Here is a 6296-nt window from a genome sequence, read left to right as displayed (position 1 = left end):
AGCAGCCTGGACTGGCAAAGTTTCCTCAAGGCCAACAACCTAATCAGTAGCATGAGCCGGCGCGGTAACTGTCACGACAACGCCGTGGCAGAGAGCTTTTTCCAACTGCTGAAGCGCGAACGCATCAGGCGGAAAACCTACGGCACTCGTGAAGAAGCACGCGCTGATGTGTTCGATTACATCGAGATGTTTTATAACCCTAAACGCCGGCACAGCAGCGCTATGCAGCTATCGCCAGTGGATTTTGAAAAGCGCTATTTCCAGAGCTTGGAAAGTGTCTAGGAAAGCCGGGGCGATTCAACTTTCACGTCACCACAGCCCGCATCTCCATATTGACGAACGGCCAAGTCTATCGATTCTTTACCGACTTGGACGCACCAAACAAGATGGACGAAAAGCCATTTCTTGAATTCGACCTGCTGGACATCGATGATCACGTAGTGCCTGAACTACAAAAATTGACCAAGTCAGCATTCGATGTCGATTCGATCATCAATGCAGCAGGGGAATTGAAGTATGTCGGCCAAATCAAGCGTGAGCTGGCAACCCAGTTCCAGCAGCCCGACGAAGATTTTGTGCGTTTCTTCGCCTCTCGTGTGTACGAGGGCACCATTACGCAAAAAGTCAGAGAGCAGTTCGCGCTACTGACCCGAAAAGCAACGGTGCAGTTCCTCAGTGATCAGATAAACGAACGCTTGAAGTCTGCCCTCTCCGGATCTAGCCAACCCATAATCGTGAGCAGTGCACTACCGACGAGCGCTCCCAAAAGCGAGCAGGCTCAAGTTGATGTAGTCGAAAAGGATCTGGTCATCACGACAGCCGAAGAAATCGAAGGCTACAACATCATCAAAGCAATCGTGCGAACCGAAGTAGACGTCAAGCGTATCGCAGCGCGGGATACGCAAAGCTACTTTGGCAGTCTGCTGGACGATAACAACCGTAAACCCATTGCACGCCTTCACTTCAATCGGACGCAAAAATATATCGGAACATTTGATGCTGATAAAAAGGAAACAAGGCACCCGATTGAAGCCTTAGACGATATATTCGGCTTCGCCGAGGTACTGAAATCTGCAGCAAGGTCCTATGGAAATAACTGAGTCAACTGTCTAAGCGCTCAAACAGCGAGTGGCCTATCCATCCACCCACTCGACGAGGGTACACAAGCCCCTGGTCGAGTGGCCAACGCCAAGCGACTCTGCCAATTCGCCCTGGAACGCGCTTCCCAGAGCGCATAGGTGCCCTCCCTCGCCACTTCGTTACCCTGAAGCGTCGCGTCCCTACTGACCGCAAACAGTAGCGCTGGGAGGTAAGGTCGGCCTGCCGCCAGCGGCATCGGGTTTGGGGATTTGGGCGTATTGCCCTATCCTCGCGACCCTCCTAATAAAGACGACCAAAGGAAGACGCCTGTGTCCGCGTTGCTCGATGCCTTCTCCGGCCTGCTCTGGACTTACCTCGCCATTCCCATGCTGCTGCTCAGCGGCGTGTACCTGACCTACGTGTGCCGTGGCGTGCAGCTGCGGATGATCCCCGAGATGTTCCGGGTCATCCTCGAGCGCAACCATGGCGACAAGGAGGCGATTTCCTCCTTCAAGGCCTTCACCATTTCCGCGGCGTCGCGGGTCGGTACCGGCAATATCGCCGGGGTGGCCACGGCGATCGCGCTGGGGGGGCCGGGTGCGGTGTTCTGGATGTGGATGGTGGCCCTGGTGGGTGGCGCGACCTCGTTCGTGGAGTCGACCCTGGGGCAGTTGTACAAGTCGGACAAGCAGTACCGCTACCACGGCGGCCCGGCCTACTACATCCAGCGGGCCCTGGGCTGGCGCTGGCTGGCGATGGTGTTCGCAGTGATGATCAGCGTCACCTACGGCCTGGTGTTCAACTCGGTGCAAGCCAACTCCATCGTCGATGCCATGCAGACGTCGTTCGGCGGTGAAGGCGGCAGCGAGACGCTGGCCTGGGGTGTCGGTATCGCGCTGACGGTACTGACCGGCGTGATCATCTTCGGCGGCGTGCAGACCATCTCCAAGGTCTCGGTGACCGTGGTGCCGGTAATGGCGGTGATGTACCTGGGCATCGGCCTGGTGGTGATCGTCCTCAACATCGGCGACGTGCCGGCCGTATTCGCCGATATCGTCGCCCACGCCTTCGGCTGGCGCGAGATTGCCGGTGGCGGCATCGGCGCGGCGATCATGATGGGCGTGCGCCGTGGTCTGTTCTCCAACGAAGCGGGCATGGGCTCGGTACCCAATGCCAGCGCCACGGCATCGGTCTCGCACCCGGTCAAACAGGGCCTGGTGCAGACCCTGGGTGTGTACTTCGACACCCTGGTGATCTGCACCATGACGGCGCTGATCATCCTTCTCGCCGACCCGGGCCACGCCTACGGCGACGCCGCCCTGGGCGCCAGCCTGACCCAGTGGGCGCTGGCCGAGCAGCTCGGCGGCTGGGCGATCCATTACCTGACCTTCGCCATTCTGCTGTTCGCCTTCACCTCGGTGATCGGCAATTACTACTACGGCGAGTCGAACATCCAGTACATGTTCGACAGCACGCTGTGCCTGAATCTGTTCGGCGTGCTGGTGATGGCCTTTGTGCTGATCGGTTCGGTGGTGAAGGTGTCGGTGGTCTGGGCGATGGCCGATGTGTTCATGCCGCTGCTGGCGCTGACCAACCTGGTCGCCATCGTGCCGCTGGCCGGCATCGCCGCCCGCCTGCTCAGCCATTACAACGCGCAGCGCCGCCAGGGCGTGGAGCCGGTGTTCCACCGCGACGACATGCCGGACCTGAAGAACGTCGAATGCTGGGACGGCAGCGATCACATCAGTTGCGCCGAGACCTACAGCGAGGCGGCGGCGAAGACCCTGAAGAACTGAAGCCGCGACAGTACGCTACCTGCAGCGCGGAGTATCGGGGTGAGCCACAGGATGGCAGCGCAGCGCTGGCGCCTGGCGACATGGATGTCGGGTGATGGCGACCCTGGCCATCGCGCCGGGGCGACGCGTCCATACAGTGACGGCGGGCGCCTGTCGATGCTATCAGCTCGCACAGCCAGAAACCCGCGCCAGGGTCATCGCTGCCTGGCGCGCTGCCTCAACTCACCCTGCCCTGCTCGATGACGCGCACGCCGGTTTTCGCTTCCAGCCAGGCAATCAGCGCGGGCACTTCCAACGGCCGGGAGATGAAATAGCCCTGCGCCTCCTGGCACCCCCACTCGCGGATGATCCGCAGGGTCTGCTCGGTTTCGATGCCTTCGGCGACCACGCGCTGGCCCAGTTCCTTGGCCAGGCTGATCAGCGCCCGGACGATGTTCCAGTCCTTCTGCCCGGGCCTCAGGTTGTCCATGAAGGAACGGTCGAGCTTGACCGTATCGGCCGGAATGTCGCGCAGGTGCGACCAGTTGCTGTAGCCACTGCCGAAGTCGTCGATGGCGATCTCCACGCCAATCGCCTTGAGCCGTTCGAGCTGCGAGGCCACCACCGAGAAATCGCCGATCAGCGCGCTCTCGGTGAACTCCACCTCCAGGCAGGACCCCTGCAGGTCATGACGAGCCAGCAAACGGATGATCTCGTCGGCCAGGTGGTCGTTGTTGAGGTCGGCAGCGCACACGTTGATGGCCACTTTCAATATCAGGCCGCTCTGGCGCCAGGCGATGATCTGGTTGATGGCCTGATTGACCACCCAGAAACTCACGGCGTGGATCAGGACCGTCTTCTCGGCCAGGGGAATGAACTCGGCGGGGCTGATCTCGCCCAGCGTCGGATGGGCCCAGCGCAGCAGCGCTTCCACCGACAGGCAGGCGCCGCTGTGCAGGTCGACCCGCGGCTGGAACACCAGGCGCAGTTGATCCTCGACGCGCACCGCGTTGGCCAGGTCGTTGAGCAGACGGGTGCTGCGTTGCTGAGCCGCATCCATCCGGCAGTCGTAGTAGGCCCAGCCACGGCCCGACGTACGAGCCTCGTCTGCCGCGCAGACGATCAGGCGCATCCAGTCGGCCGGCAGCGCATCCGCGTTCAGGCGCAGCACACCCATGCCGATCTGCGGCAGCACGGGCAGTCCATCGCAATAAATGGGCTTGCCGAACGTCTCCACCAATCTCGAGAATACGGCTTCGGCCTGTTCCTGCTGGTTAGCGGGTACGCAGCAGGCAAAGCGCAACGCGCTGATCTTGTAGAGCCCCCAGCCAGGAGGCAACAACGCCTGCAGGGTGTCTCTCGCCGCCAGGGTGAAATCGTTGAGGAAACGAAAGCCGAGGGATTTGAGCATGTCGTTCAACTGCATCGGCGAGACCAGCTCGATGGCGACGGCAAGCGGGCTGTCGCCATTGCTCAACGCCTCACTGACGTCTTCGTCGAGCTTGACGTGATTGAACAACCCGGTAGCGCCATCGGTGTAGGCGGCGGCCCGCAATTCATTGAGACGGATGATGGCCAGGCGCCCCATCTGCTCCAGCATGCCCAGGTCGGCGGCCGACATGGGCGGCCGCGGCTCGGTGCCGATCACGCACAGGTTGCCGAGGATGACGCCGTCATCCAGGGCCAGTGGCACCCCGGCGTAGTAGCGGATGCCGGGATCGCCGGTGACCAGGGGGTTGCAGCAAAAACGCGGATCCTGCGCCGCATCGCAGACCTCCACGCTTTCGCCGAGCGCCACGCTGTAGGCGCAGAAAGAATCGGCACGCGGGGTTTCCTGCAGCTCGGTACCCACGCGAGCGCGGAACCACTGGCGCTTGCGGTCGATGATGGTGATCAGCGAAATGGGAACCTTGAAGTACATCGCAGCCATCTTCACCACTTCATCGAGGAACGGGTCGGTACGCTGTTCGAAGAAGCACGGATGCTCGTCGAGCAGTGCCTGCCGGCTCAGCTCATTCAAGGGAAGGGGTGGGTTGGGTGCCAACATGGTTCTTCTCTCGGTTATCGCTCAACAACGTGTCCGGGATTGATGTAACACGACTGTCACGGCAGATGATGATGATAACGAAATGACATCATCGAGCGCAGAGAGTTGCCGAAAAAACAGCGACCGTCCGGCGGTTGGTGCCCCGGCGCGACCACGTGACGCGCCTGAATACCGCCGACTGGCCGGCTTTGCCCCGCGAGCGGTCATCAATCCATCAGTTGCTGATTTAAACTGGCGCCCTCTCAATGGAGTCGGCAAGGGGTTTCGATGAAGCGTTGTCGTGTGCTGCGGCGGTGCCTTCTGCTGGCGTCGTTGGGCTGCAGCGCAAGCTGGGCCCACCCGCTGCTGGGCGGTAGCACGCAATGGCACCCCTACAGTTTCCAGGACGCCGACGGCCAGCCCAGCGGCATCGCCGTGGACATTGTACGCCTGGCCATGGCCAAGAGTGGTCAACCGGTGGACTTCGTCTTCTATCCCGCCAACCGTCTCAACCTGCTGCTCGACGAAGGCCGCCTGGACCTCAACTACGCCGACTCGCCTCTGTGGAACACCGCGGACGCCGACCAGCGCTTCGTGTATTCGCAGCCCTACCTGCAGGTTCGCGAGTACCTGTACTTTCTCGACGACCATCCGGCGCGTGGGCTGCCACTCGACCAGATGCGCGGGCTGCGCATCGGTATCGTGCGCGGCTACACCTATCAGAGCCTGGACGCCGCGCTCGGGAGCGGCCGCCTGGAGAAAGTGGAAACCTCGCGGGAGTCGGCATTACTGGATCTGCTGCTACTGCACCGGGTCGACGCCATCGCGGTGGGAGACGATGTGTTCGCCGATGTCCTCGCCGATCGCTCCCTCGAGCAGGGACGCTTCACCCGCGGCGCGCAGCTCAGCGATGCCCCCCTGGTGATAAAGCTGCAACGCCGGCACGCGGATCAATTGCCGAAATGGAATGCCGCCCTGCAGACGCTGATCCGCAGCGGCGAAGTCGAGCGCATCCGCCACCGCTACCTAGGCCGTGGCAACGCGGCCACGCAGCGCTAGCTGTGATCTCTCAGTAGGTTGTTCATCCGGGGCATTCCCGGAATTCTGGAAGTGCGACCAACCAAGCACTCCAGGAGCCCCGGATGAACCTACATAAACATGCCCGTCTTACACCTCGAGGTCGAGCCCTTCTTATCCAACGTATCGAGCAAGGCTTGCGTGTCGAAGATGCTGCGCAGGCGGCGGGCGTAAGCGTTCGAACCGCCTACAAATGGCTCAGACGTTTTCGGGAGGAAGGTGAGGCGGGTCTGCAAGATCGTTCATCGCGACCCAGACACTGCCCACACGCCACTTCAGACGCTTTGCGTGAGCGTCTTGTCGAACAGCGCCGGGCACGCAAGACCTATCGACAGATA

At 61.3% G+C, this 6296-nt stretch carries 5 protein-coding genes and 1 pseudogene; 5 read left to right on the top strand and 1 reads right to left on the bottom strand.

All coding sequences use genetic code 11. The features are described 5' to 3' along the window. The 3 genes and pseudogenes from BLR94_RS26845 to BLR94_RS26835 all read left to right on the top strand — a co-directional run. A partial coding sequence (locus BLR94_RS26845) for an IS3 family transposase (RefSeq protein ID WP_139207533.1) occupies positions 1 to 282 on the top strand: 282 nt, incomplete at its 5' end. Between the two features lie 14 nt (positions 283 to 296). Then, positions 297 to 1100: pseudogene (locus tag BLR94_RS26840) on the top strand (restriction endonuclease); the annotation flags it as partial. 309 nt (positions 1101 to 1409) lie between these two features. Beyond that, entirely contained in the window at positions 1410 to 2876 is a 1467-nt protein-coding gene (locus BLR94_RS26835; protein WP_084308996.1) for an alanine/glycine:cation symporter family protein, read from the top strand. 217 nt (positions 2877 to 3093) lie between these two features. Here BLR94_RS26835 and BLR94_RS26830 read toward each other — a convergent pair whose 3' ends face one another. Beyond that, positions 3094 to 4902 (bottom strand): sensor domain-containing phosphodiesterase, encoded by a 1809-nt coding sequence (locus tag BLR94_RS26830; RefSeq protein WP_084308997.1) that lies wholly within the window; start codon positions 4900 to 4902, stop codon positions 3094 to 3096. A 267-nt stretch (positions 4903 to 5169) separates the two neighbouring features. On the opposite strand from BLR94_RS26830, the gene BLR94_RS26825 reads away from it, so the two are divergent. After that, complete coding sequence (locus tag BLR94_RS26825) at positions 5170 to 5940, top strand: substrate-binding periplasmic protein (protein ID WP_084308998.1); 771 nt, start codon at positions 5170 to 5172, stop codon at positions 5938 to 5940. A gap of 83 nt (positions 5941 to 6023) precedes the next feature. Then, positions 6024 to 6296 (top strand): leucine zipper domain-containing protein (locus tag BLR94_RS26820; RefSeq protein ID WP_139207532.1); only part of this gene is annotated, 273 nt, incomplete at its 3' end.

The organism is Phytopseudomonas flavescens (assembly GCF_900100535.1).
In the GTDB taxonomy this organism is placed as follows: Bacteria; Pseudomonadota; Gammaproteobacteria; order Pseudomonadales; family Pseudomonadaceae; genus Aquipseudomonas; species Aquipseudomonas flavescens.
Note: the sequence above shows the minus strand (reverse complement) of the source record. Positions and strands in the feature narration are given on the sequence as shown.

What these genes read in the sequence shown, in the direction of transcription:
- BLR94_RS26830 (WP_084308997.1), bottom strand. Translation starts at nt 4,902, where the DNA reads ATGTTGGCACCCAACCCACCCCTTCCCTTGAATGAGCTGAGCCGGCAG.
- BLR94_RS26825 (WP_084308998.1), top strand. Translation starts at nt 5,170, where the DNA reads ATGAAGCGTTGTCGTGTGCTGCGGCGGTGCCTTCTGCTGGCGTCGTTG.